Raw genomic sequence first — 18,101 nt, 5'->3', positions numbered from 1 at the left:
TTATTCTCCTCTGAATTTCTTTGCGAGTTCACCAGAAATTACGTATCCAGAATACTCCATCTGTCCATTAGAATCTTCCGTTAATGTTGTTGTAATTGTCAAGTCAGGATCATCGTTGATTATAAGCTCAACAATTAAACCTCCCATGGGATTATACTCAAGATTTTTTTCGTTTATTGTATATTTTTTGATTATTCCCTTTTCTGTCAATGCTTCAGGATCTTTCTTCTTTAACATTTGCTTAATCAATCTCTTAGATTTTTTACTCTCCGCAATCTGAATCATTTCTTCTTTTTCTGACCGACTGTTTACCATACTGCACCCTCCTAAAAACATAGCTGAACTGAGCGTGATGATACTCAAAAAGATTACAAAAATTTTCTTCATGGTGGCTCCTTTCGCTTCTCATCTTTGCTAAAGCTGGATCCTTAGCAAAAATGGGAAACTAGATTTAGATTAATGTTTTATATTGATTATTATACTATTTTCCCAAAGAATATGAAAGCGGAATCATCAAAGATTCATAAATATAAAATGCTTTATCATAGCGCAATCATTGCTAGGAAGTTATGAAGAAAAAGTCTTATTCTTCATTGCTATTTACATTTTCTTCATCCATTAGTTCTATAAGCTTCGGTGACCACACAGTCCCATCTCTGTGAAATTTCCCATTTTCGTCCTCTGTAATGACATATCCTAGTGTTACTTCCTCGTCACCATTAATGATTAAATCAAACATTAATCCTCCCATTGGGTTCTGAGTTAGAGACTTTTTATTAATTTCATAACTTTTAATTTTCCCTTCAGGTGTTAATGCTTGAGGGTCAATCTTTTTCAGCCCTTCCTCAATAACACTCTTAATCTTTTTACTTTCTGCAATTTGAATCATTTCTTCTTTTTCCGACCGACTGCTTGGCATACTACAACCTCCTAAGAACATAGCTGAACTGAGCGTAATGATACTCAGAAAGATGACACAAATTCTCTTCATGATAGCTCCTTTCGCTTGTTATCTTTACTAAAGCTGATGCCTTAACGAAAATGGGAAAATGGATTTGGATTAATGTTTGATATTATCATTTTTATACTATTTTTTTAACATTGCGAGAGCGCCACTACGGATAAAGAGATATAAAGACAAAAACTCGTTCTCCATCATCTTTTATACTGTTGTAAATTTGAGACACGGAGACTATGTATTCTATTTCACCAATAGATCACTAAGTTTCGGACTTCTTGAATTTGTGGCAATTTCATAGTTACCAGTAGTTGAATCTTCTACTACTGTTACACTTAAACTTATATTCTTATCTCCGTTAATAAACATTTGAATCATTATCCCTCCCATTGGATTATATTCTAACTGATCCTTTTGAATTTCATAGGATTTAATCTTTCCTTCTGATGTTAAAGCTTTAGAATCTAAACTTTTGAGAAATTTTTCCAAGGTTTTCTTCATCTTTTTACTCTCCGCAATCTGAATCATTTCTTCTTGTTCTGACCGACTATTTAGCATACTGCAGCCTCCTAACAACATAGCTGAACTGATCACGATGATACTCAGAAAAATGACAAATATTTTCTTCACAATGGCCCCTTTCGCTTCTCATCTTTGCTAAAGCTAGCTGAATTAGCACGATTTAGAATTTTTAACTGTCTAACTTATTACTTTATTATATTATACAGGATTCTAAAATATTCTAAAACTGAAAGGATAGCTAAAAGTTTATGGCTTCATCAATGGGAAACTAACGATACTTAGCATTTTCTCTTATCATCTCATAAAAAGCCGGTGGATAAACAATTTGCAAATTTTTTTGCTGGAGATTGGCATAATAGGTCTCAAACTGCTGGTAATAGCCAGTCAGGTCATTAGTTATCTGACAGAAGAAGGCAGCCTGTATCGGCCGAACCTGTGGATAGAAATCCTCTGCAGTCTTAGTCAAGAGATTATCGCCATTCTGGTAGAGCTGGGCCTGCAACCGCATCCATCTAGGCTGCTGGTAATAAAGCTGACGACGGATATAATTGCAGATCTGCGGATCTTGCTGGGCCAGAAAGCTGTTCATCTCCTGCTTTTGAAAGGGAAAACGCAAAATATCCAAAAGCTGACCGTGACCAAAGGGAAAGTTCTTAGTCTTGTGTTGGACTTTTCCATGCAGATCTTCGTGAATCAGGTATTTGAGACGCAGAACTTGCTTTTCTTGATCCAGCTCCCATAGATGAAAGCCCATATTTTTACTAAAATAGAGAAAATCCTTCTGCAGGCGGGTTAAGGAATCCTTGAGCCAAAGTTTTCGCCCCAAGAGCCAGAGGACCTGATAGCCATGCTGGCGGTAGGAAAGCGTCCGTTCCTGCAGTCGTTCTATACTTAGGGGACTGCACTGGACTTCAAGCGCCAGTTTTTTATCATCAACTAGCAAATCAGCAATTTGCTGCAGAGCAGGCAAAAAAGCCTCCACCTCAACTTCTTCTGTATGGTCAGCCCAGCGAAAAAGCTCTGCCTTAAGGTTGAGGTGCTCAGCGCTCTCATTTTCCCTATAAAAACGACACTCTTCTAGCGAAACATGCGCAAAATGCGGCTGCATAACTTTACCTTTTTTAAAACGGACTGCCCCCGAACAAGCTGGGCAGACAAAATCAGCCCCCTTCTCAATCTTCTCCTCTAGAGCATTACACAAAACCCCCTTATGATTTCGCGCCACAAACATATCCTAGCCCCCTCTAAAATTTCTCTCTTTTACTAAAATATTCGCAAAAGAAAAGAGAAAAGATCTACACCATCAAAAAAACGAGTCAAGAGAACATCTCTCCGACTCGTTTTTCATTATCCAAATAACTGATTTCCTTTTCGTTCTGGCAATTTTAGAAAGAGGGCTAGGAGACAGACTAGACAGATAACTGCTGCTAGAAAGAGGTTCATTCCTTCGTAACCCCAATTGTCCAGAAAATGGCCGGCCAGATTTTGAATGAGAATGGTGCCTAGACTGCGGGCTGTCTGGACCAGAGCAATGGCTGTTACCAGGTATTTTTCATCGACCAAACTGGCTACGATTTTCAGGGTCACCATAATCAAAACCATGCCCGTCACGTGCTTGGAAAGGAGAGTCATCCCGATTTTCGAAATCAAACCTAGGTCCAAGGCATAAACGCTGTACTGGAGAAAGATGATTCCCAGACAGATATAAAGAAGCTTTTTCATCGAAATCTTGTCCATAAAAAGATAGGAATAAAAGATAAAAGGCGCTTCAACCAGAACTGATAAGGCAACGACAGTCGAAGCCATATCTACCTCTAAGCCACTATGCTGTAGCATGGCCGGGATATAGGTATGACCAGTATTCCCCACCCCTGAATAAAGGGCGACCAACAGCAGGTAAAAGAGATAGGTTTTGTTGGTCAAGAGCTTCCCCAGACCTGTCTGCTTGTGAATGTCTTTTTTATCTAGGGCTGCTCGGTCGTGCTTGGGCTGGATTCCCAAAAGTCCTAGACTGCTGATAATCATCATACCAATAAAGACTGGGAAAATAGCCTGCGGTGCGACTCTTTGATAGATTAGACCAGCCAGCTGAGAGCCTAAGGCATAGCCAATGGTTCCCCAAATCCGAATCTTACCATAAGTATAAGGACTTTGAGCCGCAAGAACATCCATGACTGGATTGACCCCGTTAACCAACATGAGAACTAGGCTATACCAGACCAGTAACTGCCAAAGCTGAGTCGCTTTCATGAAAAATACAGCCCCAACCATCATAACTAGAAAGCTAAAAAGGAAGATCTTTTTAATGCCCAATGCATCGCTGAGTACTCCAAAGATTGGCTGGGCCAGCATAGAAGCAAAGAAGGAAGACGACACTACTAGCGATACTTGAGCATTAGAATAGCCTAAGTCCTGCATATAGACTGATATCAGAGTCGAAAAAAGAGAATAGGCTAGAAAGAAAAAATTAAAGAGTAAAAAATGAGCCAGATAGCTGTTGTGAAACTTTTTTCGCATGAAAATCTCCTTAAGGCAGAAAGAAAACTCAGCAAAAGAACTGAGTTTTAGCTTGGAAAGTCATTCCGTTTGTATGTGACAGAGGACATTCCCTTTATTCAACATCTGTATTTCTGCGACGTTCCTGCTTTGCAGCCTTGCGCTTTTGACGACTGCGGTATTCAAAGTACAGAATGATTAACAGGATGCCAACAGGCAACAGAATTAACATCTTATCGCTGAAGAACACACCATACCAAGGCTTACTTTCCGACTTGCTGCCAGTCACATTTTCAATAGCCTGAGCAACTGGATTCTCAACTTTCTCGACTTTCATTTCATCAGAGATCTTGCTAGATAAGGTCTTCAAGCCATTTTCAGCCTTGAGAACATTGTTTTCAACCTTGACTTTAGGCTCGGTTCCCTTTTTAACAGTAGCGTAGAAATCCTCAGGCAGCTTATATTTCTGTCCATCAATCTCCTGCTCACCCTTGGATAAGAGTTTTTTGTACTCGTAGTCCGCATAAGCCTTCTCAATCAAAGCATTACCAAAAGGATGGCGGTAATACTCACCGTCTTGGTCAGACCAGTCACCGACTCCCATAATCACAGCAATCATGCGCTGATCTCCACGCTTAATGGTCGCGATATAGTTGAAAGCACCGTTAGGACTAGAGCCTGTCTTCATGCCATCTACGCCCTTGAGTGCGTATTTAGCACCCGGCAGGGAGTAATTATAGGTTTCAAAGGTTTCCTCGTAAGGAGTTCCGGCTTTAACCGTAACCTTGGCTTTATTAGTATAGTTTAGAATTTCAGGATGGTGATTGACAAAGTTATAAGCCAGAATCCCCAAATCACGAGCAGTGGTCTGATTACTGAGAGTATTATCATAATTCTGAGGATTATAATAGCCCTTGAAAGAAACCGCTGCTGCACCGCTGGCATTGAACCACTTGGTATTGGTCATGCCCAGCTCTTGAGCCTTGGCGTTCATCCGATCCAAGAAAGCATCTGGATCATTATCCGATAGATAATTGGCCAGCATGACTGTTGTCGCATTGGATGAAGGCACGATTGTCATGGTAATCAGCTCAGATACGGTATAGTCTACACCCGCAACAATTTTATTATTAGAAATTTCATAAATATTAGCAGTAGCTTGATCCTGAGGTGTAGCTGTAATGACCGTCTTTTCGCTGATTTTTCCTTCCTTAATCGCTTCAAAGACCAAGTAAAGCGTCATGAGCTTACTCATACTCGCGGGATCACGCACCTCATCGACATTATCCTCCCAGACAACGTCACCTGTACTGCCATCAATAACGAGAGAAGACTTGGGACGATTAATCGCCTGAACATTATCATGCGGATACATCTTTTTAGCCATATCCACCAATTCATCAGCCCTAGCAGCTAATGGTGCTAACGAGGTTAGGAACGCAATTCCCAATAACAAAAGCTTTTTCTTCACAGGATCCTCCAAAGAACAATTATACCTATCTAGTATATCATATTTTACGCAAAGTCAACCATAAATCTAAAAATCCTACCTAAAAAAATAGATAGGAAATTAAGAGACTTTTTATCTGGCAAAACTAGTTTTATAGCAACAACATTAAAATCTTAGTGTTTTAACAAGCTAAGTGCTTCCTTATCAGCGATAATTACAACATCCGGATGCTTCTGGAGAGCACTGCCTGGCAGCTCCTCTGTCACCCCACCCTCAACAGTCCCTGCTATGGCTTTGGCCTTAGCAGAACCATAAGCAAAGAGAATGATGGACTTAGCATTGAGAATGTTGCCAATCCCCATGGAAATAGCCTGAGTCGGAACATCTTCCATCTTGTCAAAGAATCGAGCATTGGACTGAATGGTGGAAGGTGTCAGATCTACTAAGTGAGTCTGACTGCCGAAACTGGTTCCCGGCTCATTAAAGCCGATATGGCCATTCGTACCGATTCCCAAAATCTGCAAATCAGCTGGATGCTCTGTAAGAAGCTGATTGTACCGGGACACTTCTGCTTCTAAATCTTTCGCTGCGCCATTGGGCAGGAAGCTTTCTTTAAAAGGCTTTTGATTAAAGAGGTGTTGATTCATGAAATAACGATAAGACTGAGGATCGTCCTCCTGCAAACCGACATATTCATCCAGATTGACACTAATCATCTCTGAGAAATCGAGGTCGCTCTCAACAATCTGCTTGTAAAATTCTTCTGGGCTGCTTCCTGTGGCCAACCCCAAAGTTTTTGCTCCTTGAGCTAGCTTTTCTTTAAGCAGTTCAAGAGCTACTTTGCCACCTTCTACTTGGTTTTCCACTTGAATAATTTTCATTTTCTACCTCCACTTCTTTTCTTAATTTTATTATATGGTATAGACCAATTTTTGTCAAGAAAAAGTATGTAAAATAGACATACTTTCTAGTCGTGCTCGCTTCCTTTTGCGGCAAATCGTGTTATAATAGAGACATGTTTTTACTGATTGTTTTATTGATTTTATTTTTTGTCGGAGTCTTACTCTGCAGCTTGAGTTTCCTCATGAAAAAACAGCGAGGCTGGCAGATCTTAACCTTGATTTTGGGTGGCTTACTTACAGCTAGTCCCTTCCTACTAGCCGCCTACCTACTCTGGCTGATGAAAACAATATAAGGAGATACGATGAATACCGCTGATTTTGATTTTGACTTGCCTGAAGAACTGATTGCTCAGACGCCTTTGGAGAAAAGGGATGCTTCCCGCTTGCTAGTGGTCGATAAAGAAACAGGAGCCTTCTCCGACCAGCACTTTGACCAGATTATTGATCAGCTCCAGCCCGGCGATGCCCTAGTGATGAATAATACGCGTGTCCTGCCCGCCCGCCTTTATGGTATCAAACCTGAGACAGGAGGCCATGTCGAGCTGCTACTGCTGAAAAATACTCAGGGAGATGACTGGGAAGTGCTAGCTAAGCCAGCCAAGCGCCTCAGAGTAGGTACTCAGATTTCCTTTGGTGATGGACGCTTAACTGCTACTGTGGTAGAGGAGCTTGAGCACGGCGGCCGAATTGTGCGCTTTGGCTACGAAGGGATTTTCTTAGAAGTCTTGGAAAGTTTGGGAGAAATGCCGCTTCCACCTTATATCCACGAAAAACTGTCAGACCGCGAACGCTACCAGACTGTCTATGCTAAAGAAAACGGCTCTGCCGCTGCGCCAACTGCTGGACTTCATTTCACAGAAGAGCTGCTGGAGCAGATTGCTGCCAAGGGAGTCAAGCTAGTCTATCTCACCCTTCATGTCGGACTGGGAACTTTCCGACCGGTTTCTGTGGACAGCTTAGATGATCACGAGATGCACTCCGAATTTTACAGTCTGTCCGAAGAAGCGGCCCAGATACTCCGTCAGGTTAAAGCTAAGGGAGGCCGTGTCATTGCAGTCGGCACGACATCTATCCGCACCTTGGAGACAATTGGTAGTAAATTCCAGGGGCAGATTCAGGCTGACTCTGGCTGGACCAATATTTTTATCAAGCCGGGATACGATTGGAAGGTCGTTGATGCTTTTTCAACCAACTTCCACCTGCCCAAGTCAACTCTTGTCATGTTAGTCTCTGCCTTTGCCGGACGTTCCTTAACACTTGAAGCTTATGAGCACGCTATTGCTGAGCGCTATCGCTTCTTCAGCTTTGGTGATGCTATGTTTATCAAATAACTATAGGTGAAAATTTATGAATAAAATTGAAAGCAGACACCGTCTCATCCGCTCCTTAATCATGGAGAAAAAAATCCATACCCAGCAAGAACTTCAGGAGCATTTGGAAGCAAACGGCGTCATTGTAACCCAGTCCACTCTTTCACGAGATATGAAAGCACTCAATCTGGTCAAGGTCAGTGAGAACGATACTTCCTACTATATCATCAATAGCATCGCACCATCCCGTTGGGAAAAACGTCTCCGTTTCTATATGGAGGATGCTTTGGTCATGCTACGACCAGTTCAAAATCAAGTCGTCATGAAAACCCTGCCTGGGTTGGCTCAATCTTTCGGTGCCATCTTAGACGCCTTAGAGCTACCACAGATTGTAGCTACTGTCTGTGGAGATGACGTCTGTCTGATTATCTGCGAGGATAACCAAGGTGCTCTGGACTGCTTTGAGAAGCTCAAAGAATTCACTCCACCATTTTTCTTTAGTAAATAAAAGCTGAGACAAAATTGCCTCAGCTTTTTCTATTTACGATTTTTGCTCAATGAAACCCATTAGTAAATCAGCAAGCCATACTTGACTAGAGCAAGGCAGTACAAATAAGATTTGAAAATGATTTTAAAAAATCAGCATTTAAGGCGTTGTAGCCAAACGATAAATGGCTTCCGCGTAAATATCCATGGCCCGATACAGATCAGCTAGGCGGAATCGTTCATTGACCTGATGCTCTGTCTGATCAGCTCCCGGAAAGAGAGCACCGAAGGCAACACAGTTAGACATAGTACGAGCAAAGGTCGCTCCGCCAGAAGACATAGCTGGACTGTCGTCTCCTGTTTTCTCCTGATAAATTTCCATCAGGGTGCTGACCAACTCACTGTCCAAAGGTACGTAGAGCGGAGCCAAGTAGTCAAACTCCTGATAGGTCAGCTCGTATTGACTGGCTATTTCTGCTAGCTTTTCAACCAACTTATCCTTGTCTGCCAAGACCGGAATCCGCATGTCAATCCGAATCTCAGAGCGGTCAGAGGCTAAAGTCAGACCAGCAACATTAAAGGAAAGAAAGCCCGTCGGTTCATCAGACACAGGACCAAAGAGATGGCTGCCTGTTGCATCTTCACCGACCGCCTGAGCCAGAAATGCAAGAGCCGGATGCGAATCCAAGGGCTGCAAGACCTTAGCTAGGCGAATAATGGCATTGATTCCTTGGGCGGCATCCTTGGCGTGCTTGGGCAAGCCAATAACCGTTACTTCTTCTGCCGTTCGCTCATATTCATAACCTAAATCTTTCAGTCCTGCAATGACTGACTCTAGTAGGCTGCCTGAATAGGAAGCCTTGGCAGGAACGACATTAAAAGCTTGACCAGCTTCGAGCTCTAAAGTGTCAGAGCCCGGCCCTTCCAGCTTGAGCTGCAGAAGCCCTTTCTCAGCATAGGTCAAAGGGAAGGAAGAATCTGGTGCAAATCCAAGTGCAGCCTGCTCTTCAAGCTGATTATACCTAGCCATGCAGCGCCAAAGCGTCTCCTCATCTGTACCAAAGATAAAGCGAACCCGCTTTTTAAATTCCACTCCGCTATCCAGCAATGCTTTTACCGCATAAAGAGCGGCCATGGAAGGTCCCTTGTCGTCCTGAACCCCACGGCCGAAAATCCAGCCATCCTTGACAGTAGCTTCAAAGGGAGGCGCCTGCCAGTCCGACTCATCACCTGATGGAACAACATCCAAATGACAGAGAACGGCCAGGAGCTGAGCTCCATGACCGATTTCTGCATATCCGTAATAACCTTTAGGGTCGAGGTAGGTTGTAAAACCTAACTCTCGACAGATTTCTAAAGTTTTTTCTAGGACATCCTGGATAGCTTGTCCAAAAGGTGTTCCATTTTGACCTTCATTCAGTACTGAAGGATAGGAAACGATTGTTTTCAAAGATTCAAGAAAATCTTCTTTAACTTCTTCCGTTATAAAATTTTTCATGGAATCACCTCAGCTTCTAGCTTATAGGAACGGTAAGAAAGTTCCTAGGAGTAAGAGACCAATACTGATCGCAATGATAGCTACAATCAGCTTACCGATAAATTTCCACCAAGTTCCGATATTGATACGTCCAAGTGCCAAAGCCCCCATAACGATACCAGAAGTTGGAGCAACCAGGTTCAGCACACCTGAAGCAGACTGGTAAGCTGTGATGATCAAGCTTGCCTTGACATTGACAAATTCTCCCAAAGGAGCCATGATTCCCATAGTCGCACTGGCCAGACCAGATGATGATGGGATAAGGAAGGACATTGGCAGGTAGAAAATGTAGGTCAAGACGATAAATACTTGTGATGACAGACCACTGAGTCCTTGTTTACCCCAGTTGAGGATAGTATCTGTAATCATACCGTCATTCATGATAACTTGGATACCACGAGCGATTGCTACGATTAGGGCTACGCTAAGCAGGTCAGCTGCACCGTTCATAAAGGCTGAGATAATCTTGTCTTCCTTGAGACCGTAAACAGCGCCAATCAAGATTCCCATGAAGGCAAAGAGCATAGCTCCTTCTGGGAAGTACCAAGTCCCCAGTGCGGAAGTAGATGAACCAATAATCTTACCGAGTACTGGAAGACCTGTCAGCCAGGTATTGACGTCCTTAAAGATAGTAATACCGAGATCTGTCCAAGGAATGAAACTCAATACCATAATGACAAATGTCAAAATGAACAAAACTAAAACAATTCTTTGCTTTTTGCTCAGAGTTGACTCAACAGATGAAGAAGTTTCAACGTTGAAGTGTTTCAAATCTTCTTCGCGAGTGCTGTAAACCAATGACTTGGTCGGATCTTTTTGAATCTTATCTGCATAGCGGTAAACAAACCAAGTGCTGAGAGCAGTCATGACAACCAAGAAGATGAGACGAAGGGCAATCCCTTCACCGGTTCCGACACCAGCAGTCTCTGAAGCGATAACAGTTGCAAATGGGTTTAGCGTAGAAGCCAAACATCCGATTTGCGAACCAAGCAGGATAATAGCCACCCCAGTCAGACTGTCAAAACCAACCGCCATCATCACCGGCACCAAAAGCGGATAGAAAGCCATGGTTTCCTCACCCATACCATAGGTAGTACCACCGAGGGCAAAGAGAGGCATCAAGACAACAATCAGCATCTTTTCGCGACCCTTGTACTTCTTAACGATAGAGGCAATTCCCACATCCAAAGCGCCAGTTTCATTGACAACACCAAGGAAACCACCGACCATGAGTATGAAGAAGGCAACATCTATCGCAGCAGTAGTTTCCTTGATCAAGGATCCTTTATCAGGATGCGTACCCAGCATAGCACGAATCGGTGCCATCAGGACATCCCAAACCCCTTGCGGATTTTGCGCTTGTTTTTGATACACACCATCTATAAAAGCCCCTGCTGGGATAATCCAAGTCAGCACTGCCATAACGGCAATGATTATCAACAATACGGTGTAAGATGAAGGCATCTTAAACCCTTTTTTTGTTTTTTCACTCATTTGTATTCCCTCCTAAAAATTTTTTAACGAGGTTACGAACCTACATTTCCCTGTATGAGCAAACAAGAAAACGCTTACTTTGTTTCTATTTTACCATATTAACATTGAAAAAGCCAGTATTTTTGAAAATAATCAAAAATTTTCAGGAAAAGACTTCCATCAGCAATAGAGATTACTTGCTATCGCTTTTCAGTCAATTCTATGTCTAGCCTTTTTCAATAATCGTACCGCTCTCAGACTCAATCAGAGCACCCAGATTTTCCAGAGATGTGATAACTGCTTTCCCTTCTGGACGGCCATTGACAAAGGCGATAGCTGCTTCTACTTTTGGAAGCATGCTGCCTGGTGCAAATTGTTCTTGCTTGATATATTCTTCCAATTGAGCAACATTCACATGTTCCAGTTTTGCTTGATCTGGTTTGTTGTAGTTAACAAAGACATAGTCCACACCCGTTAAGACGATGAAGAGGTCAGCATCAACCAACTCTGCCAAGCGTTGAGAAGCAAAATCCTTGTCAATAACGGCTTCAACACCAGTAAGATGGCCATTTTCTTCTTTGACGACAGGAATCCCGCCGCCACCCGCAGCTACTACTACTTGACCTTGATTCAAAAGCGTACGGATTGTTTCAATTTCCTTGATATTGACTGGTTTTGGTGAAGCAACGACCTTACGCCAACCGCGGCCAGCATCCTCTTTGAAAGTCGCTCCGCTCTTTTCAGCTTCTGCTTTGGCTTCTTCTTCTGAGTAGAAAGGACCGATTGGCTTGCTGAGGTTGACAAAAGCTGGATCGTTCTTATCAACTACTACTTGCGTCACAACAGAAGCAACATTCTTTTCGATACCTTCATCCAAGAGAGCATTTTGCAAAGCATTCTGCAGCCAAAAGCCAATGCTTCCTTCTGTCATAGCCACAAGAGAGTCTAGTGGGAAAGCAGGATTCTTCTCAGAGTTCGCTGCCAACTGTTGCAGCAGCAAATTCCCTACCTGTGGACCATTTCCATGGGTAATGATAAGGTCATCCCCGTTTTTAATCAATTTTACCAAGTGTTTAGCAGTTTCCACCAAGGCTTCCTGCTGTGCTTTCGCTGATGGGTCAGATGAAAGGATGGCATTCCCTCCCAAAGCTACAACGATTTTACGATTTGCCATTAAATTCTCCTTAATTGCGCTCTAATGAATGCGCTTCCAATTTATTTTAGTAGATTTTTTAATTTTCAATAAGAAAATGAGCTTTTCTTATCATATAAAAGAGGGCCGGACTAAAGCTATTAGTCGCAGCCCTCATAGCTGTTGGTAGACGGTTTCTTAGGTAAGATTATACTTTTGGAATGTAGAGGTTTCCAAGAGTTGCAGCCATAACCGCTTTGATTGTATGCATACGGTTTTCTGCTTGGTCGAAATGACGAGCATATTTACTGCGGAAGACTTCGTCTGTTACTTCCATTTCCTCTACGCCGAATTTTTCAGCGACATCTTTACCGTAAACAGTATTTGTATCGTGGAATGCTGGTAAGCAATGCAAGAAAATCAAGTTTTCGTTATCAGCTTTCTTCACCAAATCCATGTTTACTTGATAAGGTTTAAGGAGGGCAACGCGTTCTGCAAACTTGTCTTCTTCACCCATAGATACCCAAACGTCTGTGTAAAGAACATCTGCACCTTTAACTGCTTCGTCAGCATCTTCTGTAATCAGCACACGAGCGCCGCTTTCTTTAGCAAAGCCTTCTGCCAATTCAACGATTTCTTTTTCTGGGAAAAGTTCTTTTGGTGAGAAGATGTGAACGTTTACGCCAAGGATAGCTCCTGTCACCAGCAAGCTGTTGGCAACGTTGTTACGTCCATCACCACAGTATACCAACGTCAAGCCTTCCAGACGGCCAAAGTTTTCTTGAACAGTCAAGTAGTCAGCCAACATTTGAGTTGGATGCCATTCGTCTGTCAGGCCATTCCAGACTGGAACACCTGAGAATTCAGCCAATTCTTCTACCATGCGTTGGCTGAATCCGCGGAATTCAATCCCGTCAAACATACGGCCCAAAACTTTAGCAGTATCTTCTGTAGATTCTTTCTTGCCAAGCTGGATATCGTTAGCACCAAGGTATTCTGGATGTGCTCCTAGGTCAATAGCCGCTGTTGTAAAAGCTGCACGAGTACGAGTAGATGTTTTTTCAAACAAGAGAGCGATATTCTTGCCAGCAAGATAGTGGTGTTGAATATTGCGTTTTTTCAAATCTTTCAAGTGAGCTGAAAGACCGATAAGGTATTCTAACTCAGCACGGCTAAAGTCTTTTTCTGCTAAGAAGCTACGTCCTTGGAATACTGAATGTGTCATTCTATTATTTCCTCTTTCTATTTTTTGAGTTTCAGTAAAATACTGGATTCCTAAATTTCTTCACGTTCAAATGGCATAGACATACAGCGTGGTCCACCACGACCGCGAACCAATTCACTTCCGCGGATCTTAATCAAACGCAAGCCGTATTCTTCCAAAATCTTGTTAGTAACTGTATTACGATCATACACTACTACTACACCAGGTGCAATGGTCAAGGTGTTAGAACCGTCATTCCACTGCTCACGCGCAGCAGCTACGATATTGCCACCGCCACAGCGAATCAGATGAACTTTTTCCACACCAAGGTTTTCTGCCAAGATTTCTGCTAAATCACCTTTTTCTTCAACAATCTTAAGTTTGTCATCAACATAAGTTACAGAGTAAACGCGAAGATCACCTTCGATTTCTGGGTGAATCGTGAACTTGTCATAGTCAACCATAGTGAAGACAGTGTCTAAATGCATGAACTTACGGTTGTTGGCAAATTCAAAGGCCAAAACTTTCTTGAAGCCAACATTTTTCTTGAAGATATTGACCAAGAGTTTTTCGATAGAAGCTGCGTCTGTACGTTGTGAAATACCAACTGCCAACACGTCTTTTGAAAGTACCAACTCGTCCCCACCTTCGATACGTGTATCCTCTTCACGGTTGTAAACAAGTTCAACATTTCCACCGTATACTGGGTGATGTTTGAAGATGTATTTACCATAAAGAGTTTCACGATTACGAGTGTCTGCATACATGTGATTGAGCGATACAGCATTACCAATTGTAGCAAATGGGTCACGTGTGAAGTAAAGGTTTGGCATTGGATCAATAGCGAATGGATAATCAGATTCTACCAAGTCCGTCAAGCCTTTTGCTTCTTCAGGAATTTCTGGTAATTCAACTTTTTGAACCCCTGCCATCGTTTTTTCAACCAACTCTCGGTTATCTTTGATACCACGGAGCAGTTCGCGAATAGCCTTCTTGGTTTCACGGCCACGAATATTGGCTTCTTCCAGATATTCTTCGATGAATTGCTCGCGGATTTCTGGAGAAGTCAGTGACTCAGCAGCCAACTGCTCAAGATAGAGAACCTCAACTCCTTCATTGCGAAGCGCTTGAGCAAAGTTGTCATGTTCTTTTTGTGCATCTTCCAAGAAAGGAATATCATCAAAGAGAAGACGTTCCAAATAGTCCGGCTGCAAGTTTTCCAACTCCTTGCCAGGACGGTGTAACATAACTTTTTTCAGTTTTCCAATTTCTGAGAAAACACGAATTGGATGTGTAGACATCTACTATCCTCCTTTTTCTTTGCGGTTTAGGTTTTTCTAAGCCCGTTTACATGTACTATTCTAGCATTTAATGCTACCGCTTTCAAGAAAAAGCCTACATTGCAAATGTCAAATCCTTTGCTTTTTTCTATTTCTATTTTTATAATATTCTTCTTTAAAGCGTTTTCTTTGAATATTTTATGCATTATATTATTTTTGTGAATATTTATTTTTTAAAATAAAATCAGTACATGGTTAATATTAGAATATTTTGAATTTATTTGACAAAAAAGAAGCCAATCAAAATAGATTAGCTTCCAGCAAGGTATTTCATAAAATACTCTTTCTCTTTAAAAGTTAATTTTTTATGTTCGTATTCAATCCGACCTTCATCCAAGAGCTTTTTCAGAACTTGATTGACCGTTTCCCGAGTTGTGGCTCCTAGTTTTGCCAACTCTTTCATACTGATAGGAAAGGGCAAGCTATCCCCCTCCTTGCACAAATCCATGCAGAGCAGCGACAGAGACTGGATAACACGCTCGCTTGCACTAGCTGCTACGACATTGCGCAAACGAAGTTCCTGAAATTCCAGGATTTGCGATAGGCGCTTGGTAATGAACAACAGCTGATCCACACTCTTCTTTGAATAATCTTCAAACAAATCGATAGGAATGGACAAATATTCGACATTGGTGACAGCGCTGGCTGTGTAATGATAGCGCTCATCAAAAAACATACCTCCATAGGGGAAAACACTGTCTTTCTTGACATAATCCATATAAGAAAATGTGTCTGTCGAATCATACTGCTCAATCCGAACATAGCCTTGAGACAAGAGAAAAAGGCGCTCTCGTCGGTCTCCTGCAAAAAAGATAATTTGCCCTTTTGGAATCTTGCGATACTGAATCTCCACTGCTAATTTATCGAAAAGCTCCACTGGCAGATTGACAAAGGCAGGGTGCTGCCGGATAAATTGATAATGCTCCTTGGTAATCATGATAACCCTTTTATTTGATACTTGATACCATTATAGCATAAATTCGCTTACAAATAGAAAATGCTAGCTGTAAAAGTAAGAAATCCTAACAAAATAAAGAGGTATGCCCATTTTCTATTCATGGGATTTCTGTTAGCCTGTACTTTTTTGGGCAAGTAATTGCCTACTATTATGAAAACCAAAGCAACCATCATGGCTGCTATTTTACGGATATCAAATTCCTCATTTAAGCCCCCATAGATAGTCGCCATATAGAGTAAGACAAAGCTAAAGGGAAAGACCCAGCGAATAAGGTGCTTAAAGGTTCTATTCAAGATATCTTTGGCAATGGTTGTCCAATAGATCATGACTTCTAGCAGCATCATGACAATTGGAAAAGCCGAAACTACTAAAAACTTAGGTAAAAAGGAATCACCTTTTCCAGATAAGTCAAAGTGAATAGCTAGGTTTTCTGGTAACTTCTGATAGACCCAGATGGCATATAAAACTGGCAAGAGCATGACGCAAAGCGCCCAGCCTAATTCTTGAAAACTATTTTTTTTCATTTTCTTTTCCTCCTCCAAGAGATTGAAACCAGACAAGAATTTCTTCAAAAACAGTGACATCTAAACTGTAATATATAAAGTTCTTCTGCTTTTCTTCTATGAGCAGACCGGCTTTCTTTAGCTGAGAGAGGTGGTAGGATACCGTCGCAGGCGTCAGCTCAAAAGCTTGGGCAATTTCCCCTGCAGACTTCGGACCATGCTTGAGCATTTCCAGAATCCCCCTTCGAACTGGGTCAGCTAGAGCTTTAAGCGTTTGACTGATCCCCATGATTAGACCTTTCTTTCAGGTAAACTTTCAAAATTTTCTTGGTCAGAAAGACTAGTGCCACTACTTCTACTAAGAGCAGAGCCTCAACAGCCAGTGGCGGAAGAAAGCCTACCTGAGCCAGAGCAGGCGCTAAGTCAATCAGGGCGTGAAGTCCCAGAGCGGCTAAAAAATACACTGGCGCCTTCTCCTTGACCGCTTTCCAAACCCAGAAGGTCAGAAGGATTTGAATGAGAATAGCCAAGATCCGTTCAAAAGCCAAAAGATAGATGCTGCCAGCGTTCATGGAACGGACATTGTCAATAATTGCTTGAGGAATTTGAGCCAGCGTCTGAGCATTCCCCTGAGTCACTACTTGGGCTATAACCCAAAAGTTTAAGAGACTGACAATACCAACAAACAAAGCCTCAATACCACCATGACCCAAGCCATAGGCCACACCATCCCTAAAGGTCAGTGGACGCTTCTTTTGCAACCAGTAAAAGATGACCCAGCGGGCTGTTTCTTCAAAAATAGCTGCCGCAGCAATACCATAAAGAACGTATAGCCAAGGATTTTCCGTCTGCAAAGCGATAGTTCCATCAGCCTGAGGCTGTAAAACGATACGATGCAAAATATTTTCCAGAACTTGACTCGATAAATAAAAACCGACTCCCCCTAAAAGAAAGACTAATAGAGAAATGTGCTTGGTCTTTTTAAAATAAACCAAAGGAACAAGGACTGTCCCTAAAATCAGCAGCATAGCAATCAAGATATGAATGGAAATCATCGTTTTTTCTCCTAAACTGTTTTGGTTTTTTTCTAAATAGATTATACATCTTTCCTTTCTTTCTGTCAAATCTATTTCGAATTTTTTCTAAACAACTTCAATCTAAAAATCATCAAGCTCTACTGCAATAAAAAACGGCTCTATAATTTCTGTAGTGGGTAAAACCACTGTAGGAATGATGGAGCCTATTTGTTGTAGAAAAAAAGTCCCATAAGACCTATAATGAAAAGCGACAAAATCATCATTAGAAAGACTCTTATGGAACAGTTCAATTTTATCACAAACTTACTGGGAATAAAAGACCCTAACATCATAATCTTGGATGTTCTAGATGCTGGAACTCATAAAGAAATCATCGCTTTGAACATCAAAAAGGAGAGGACTGATTTAGTCCTCTCCAGATTATAACTTCTCATCAACCCACTACAGTTGACAAAGAGTCAGAATGAGACTAAACAAAAGCGCACAATCTGTGCACTTTGTTTTCACTTCATTTACAAAAGAAAGAGTCCCACTAGTACGGCTGTCAATCCGACCAGGATAAAGAGGTAGGCTAGCCAACGCGGCGCTGGTTTTTCTTCCACCACCACTTTCTTGGGCATATAATTCCCAGAAATCATAAACATCAAGCCTGAAAAAATCAAGGCAATCTTATTAACATTGAAGTGAGAATCGAGAGCATAGAACAAAATAGAAAGATAGACAATGATATGGGTCAAGGGAACAATCCAAAGGACGAAGCGGGCAAAAGCTGGCTTGGTGATTTCTCGGTAAG

General features: G+C 41.9%; 19 protein-coding genes and 1 pseudogene. 3 read left to right on the top strand and 17 right to left on the bottom strand.

Annotation, left to right across the window (positions count from 1 at the left end; genetic code table 11):
- The 7 genes from RP262_RS09360 to nagB form a co-directional block, all read right to left on the bottom strand.
- Nucleotides 1-387, bottom strand: a complete 387-nt coding sequence (locus RP262_RS09360; RefSeq protein WP_311154975.1) for a DUF1310 family protein — start codon at nucleotides 385-387, stop codon at nucleotides 1-3.
- Between the two features lie 196 nt (nucleotides 388-583).
- Nucleotides 584-991: a DUF1310 family protein gene (locus tag RP262_RS09355; protein ID WP_311154974.1), complete on the bottom strand. Its 408-nt coding sequence runs from the start codon at nucleotides 989-991 to the stop codon at nucleotides 584-586.
- Nucleotides 992-1,201: 210 nt separating this feature from the next.
- Nucleotides 1,202-1,588, bottom strand: a complete 387-nt coding sequence (locus tag RP262_RS09350) for a DUF1310 family protein (protein ID WP_311154973.1) — start codon at nucleotides 1,586-1,588, stop codon at nucleotides 1,202-1,204.
- Between the two features lie 160 nt (nucleotides 1,589-1,748).
- Nucleotides 1,749-2,711 carry a competence protein CoiA family protein gene (locus RP262_RS09345; RefSeq protein WP_311154972.1) on the bottom strand — a complete coding sequence of 321 codons (963 nt, stop codon included), beginning with the start codon at nucleotides 2,709-2,711 and terminating at the stop codon, nucleotides 1,749-1,751.
- A gap of 116 nt (nucleotides 2,712-2,827) precedes the next feature.
- Nucleotides 2,828-3,997 carry an MFS transporter gene (locus RP262_RS09340; RefSeq protein ID WP_311154971.1) on the bottom strand — a complete coding sequence of 390 codons (1,170 nt, stop codon included), beginning with the start codon at nucleotides 3,995-3,997 and terminating at the stop codon, nucleotides 2,828-2,830.
- A gap of 94 nt (nucleotides 3,998-4,091) precedes the next feature.
- Nucleotides 4,092-5,447 carry a DUF1958 domain-containing protein gene (locus tag RP262_RS09335; RefSeq protein WP_311154970.1) on the bottom strand — a complete coding sequence of 452 codons (1,356 nt, stop codon included), beginning with the start codon at nucleotides 5,445-5,447 and terminating at the stop codon, nucleotides 4,092-4,094.
- 152 nt (nucleotides 5,448-5,599) lie between these two features.
- Nucleotides 5,600-6,307 (bottom strand): glucosamine-6-phosphate deaminase, encoded by a 708-nt coding sequence (gene nagB, locus RP262_RS09330; protein WP_311154969.1) that lies wholly within the window; start codon nucleotides 6,305-6,307, stop codon nucleotides 5,600-5,602.
- A gap of 134 nt (nucleotides 6,308-6,441) precedes the next feature.
- On the opposite strand from nagB, the gene RP262_RS09325 reads away from it, so the two are divergent.
- Genes RP262_RS09325 through RP262_RS09315 form a run of 3 tightly spaced genes read left to right on the top strand, consistent with a single transcriptional unit; the run spans nucleotide 6,442 to nucleotide 8,146 of the window.
- The gene (locus RP262_RS09325) at nucleotides 6,442-6,621 is read left to right on the top strand and encodes a hypothetical protein (RefSeq protein ID WP_311154968.1); all 180 of its coding nucleotides are present in this window, start codon (nucleotides 6,442-6,444) and stop codon (nucleotides 6,619-6,621) included.
- 9 nt (nucleotides 6,622-6,630) lie between these two features.
- Nucleotides 6,631-7,659, top strand: a complete 1,029-nt coding sequence (gene queA, locus RP262_RS09320) for a tRNA preQ1(34) S-adenosylmethionine ribosyltransferase-isomerase QueA (RefSeq protein WP_311154967.1) — start codon at nucleotides 6,631-6,633, stop codon at nucleotides 7,657-7,659.
- Between the two features lie 16 nt (nucleotides 7,660-7,675).
- The gene (locus tag RP262_RS09315; protein WP_002929798.1) at nucleotides 7,676-8,146 is read left to right on the top strand and encodes an arginine repressor; all 471 of its coding nucleotides are present in this window, start codon (nucleotides 7,676-7,678) and stop codon (nucleotides 8,144-8,146) included.
- A 138-nt stretch (nucleotides 8,147-8,284) separates the two neighbouring features.
- Here RP262_RS09315 and RP262_RS09310 read toward each other — a convergent pair whose 3' ends face one another.
- The 10 genes and pseudogenes from RP262_RS09310 to RP262_RS09265 form a co-directional block, all read right to left on the bottom strand.
- Nucleotides 8,285-9,622, bottom strand: coding sequence for a dipeptidase (locus RP262_RS09310; protein WP_311154966.1), 1,338 nt, complete (start codon nucleotides 9,620-9,622; stop codon nucleotides 8,285-8,287).
- 21 nt (nucleotides 9,623-9,643) lie between these two features.
- Nucleotides 9,644-11,155: a YfcC family protein gene (locus tag RP262_RS09305; protein ID WP_311154965.1), complete on the bottom strand. Its 1,512-nt coding sequence runs from the start codon at nucleotides 11,153-11,155 to the stop codon at nucleotides 9,644-9,646.
- A gap of 205 nt (nucleotides 11,156-11,360) precedes the next feature.
- Nucleotides 11,361-12,308, bottom strand: coding sequence for a carbamate kinase (gene arcC / locus RP262_RS09300; protein ID WP_311154964.1), 948 nt, complete (start codon nucleotides 12,306-12,308; stop codon nucleotides 11,361-11,363).
- A gap of 166 nt (nucleotides 12,309-12,474) precedes the next feature.
- A complete protein-coding gene (gene argF, locus RP262_RS09295; protein ID WP_002896073.1) occupies nucleotides 12,475-13,491 on the bottom strand; it encodes an ornithine carbamoyltransferase in 1,017 nt (338 codons plus the stop codon).
- Nucleotides 13,492-13,541: 50 nt separating this feature from the next.
- The gene (arcA, locus tag RP262_RS09290) at nucleotides 13,542-14,771 is read right to left on the bottom strand and encodes an arginine deiminase (protein ID WP_002897955.1); all 1,230 of its coding nucleotides are present in this window, start codon (nucleotides 14,769-14,771) and stop codon (nucleotides 13,542-13,544) included.
- A 289-nt stretch (nucleotides 14,772-15,060) separates the two neighbouring features.
- Nucleotides 15,061-15,747, bottom strand: coding sequence for a Crp/Fnr family transcriptional regulator (locus RP262_RS09285; protein WP_268686415.1), 687 nt, complete (start codon nucleotides 15,745-15,747; stop codon nucleotides 15,061-15,063).
- A gap of 47 nt (nucleotides 15,748-15,794) precedes the next feature.
- The gene (locus RP262_RS09280) at nucleotides 15,795-16,292 is read right to left on the bottom strand and encodes a DUF1648 domain-containing protein (RefSeq protein ID WP_060976303.1); all 498 of its coding nucleotides are present in this window, start codon (nucleotides 16,290-16,292) and stop codon (nucleotides 15,795-15,797) included.
- Entirely contained in the window at nucleotides 16,279-16,560 is a 282-nt protein-coding gene (locus tag RP262_RS09275; RefSeq protein ID WP_002915637.1) for an autorepressor SdpR family transcription factor, read from the bottom strand. The genes RP262_RS09280 and RP262_RS09275 overlap by 14 nt, the downstream gene beginning before the upstream one ends.
- Nucleotides 16,538-17,326: a YhfC family glutamic-type intramembrane protease gene (locus RP262_RS09270; protein ID WP_311154963.1), complete on the bottom strand. Its 789-nt coding sequence runs from the start codon at nucleotides 17,324-17,326 to the stop codon at nucleotides 16,538-16,540. The genes RP262_RS09275 and RP262_RS09270 overlap by 23 nt, the downstream gene beginning before the upstream one ends.
- Nucleotides 17,327-17,820: 494 nt before the next feature.
- A pseudogene (locus RP262_RS09265) lies at nucleotides 17,821-18,101 on the bottom strand (hypothetical protein); the annotation flags it as partial.

The organism is uncultured Streptococcus sp., assembly GCF_963456385.1.
Taxonomy (GTDB): Bacteria; Bacillota; Bacilli; order Lactobacillales; family Streptococcaceae; genus Streptococcus.
The sequence above is the reverse complement of the archived record's forward strand: the minus strand, read 5'-3'. Positions and strand labels throughout refer to the sequence as shown.